This window comes from Pseudoflavonifractor phocaeensis, from assembly GCF_016901735.1.
Lineage (GTDB): Bacteria > Bacillota > Clostridia > Oscillospirales > Oscillospiraceae > Pseudoflavonifractor_A.
In genome coordinates, this window is the sequence record NZ_JACLZC010000165.1 from 1 (window position 1) to 817 (window position 817).

At 56.8% G+C, this 817-nt stretch carries 1 protein-coding gene; it reads right to left on the minus strand.

Features of this window, described 5'->3' with window-relative positions; genetic code table 11:
- Nucleotides 1-111 precede the first annotated feature (111 nt).
- Entirely contained in the window at nucleotides 112-699 is a 588-nt protein-coding gene (locus tag H7U37_RS15040; RefSeq protein WP_204876973.1) for a GDSL-type esterase/lipase family protein, read from the minus strand.
- Nucleotides 700-817 lie beyond the last annotated feature (118 nt).

Sequence of the window (817 nt, forward strand, 5' to 3'; positions counted from 1 at the left end):
GCGGTTTGGGCGCAGCCGCTGAGCAGCAGGCACAGTGCCACCGCCGCGGGCGCAAGACGAGTGAGCAGTTCACGCATGATAAAATACCCCTTTCTCAAAATCCAAACAAAATCAGACGGCGTGAGTCATCAGATAATTGAGCCATTCTTTATACCAGGCCTTGTTGAAGTGGACGCCGTCCGAGGTGTTCTCCTTGGCCAGGATGCCGTCGCTGGTGCCCAGCGCGGTGTGGAGATCCAGCAGAATGACCGCCTTTTCCTCCGCGACCTGGGACAAAATCTCGTTGTATGTGTCCACCTTGTCGTTGGTGACATAGGAGGGCCAATATTTGGCGCACAGCTCGGGATTCACCGGCACCACGTTTTGCAGATAAATGATGGCGTCGGGCTGGGTCTCCCGTACCTTGTCGATGAGGGCGCAGAACTTGTCGTGATATCCTTGGTCGTCGTAGTAGCCCAGCTCGTTGACGCCCAGGGAGATGTACACCTTGCCGAACTGGCCGGCGGTGTGGTCCAGGGCGTCCACCACCGAATACTTCTTGCCGTCCAGGGTGACCACTTCCTTGGGCTTGGTGGAAATGACGTCAAAGATGGAGATGCCTTTATAGCAGAAGAAGGTGGCCCCTTCAATGCCGCTGTACAGCTGGAGCCCCTCGGTGCGGGAGTCGCCGATAAAAAGCGCGTCGGAAAAATAGCTCATGTCCACCGTGCGGTTTGGGCGCAGCCGCTGAGCAGCAGGCACAGTGCCACCGCCGCGGGCGCAAGACGAGTGAGCAGTTCACGCATGATAAAATACCCCTTTCTCAAAATCCAAACAA

Excerpts from the sequence above, each read along its gene's own strand:
- H7U37_RS15040 (WP_204876973.1), bottom strand. The coding sequence starts at position 699 with ATGAGCTATTTTTCCGACGCGCTTTTTATCGGCGACTCCCGCACCGAG.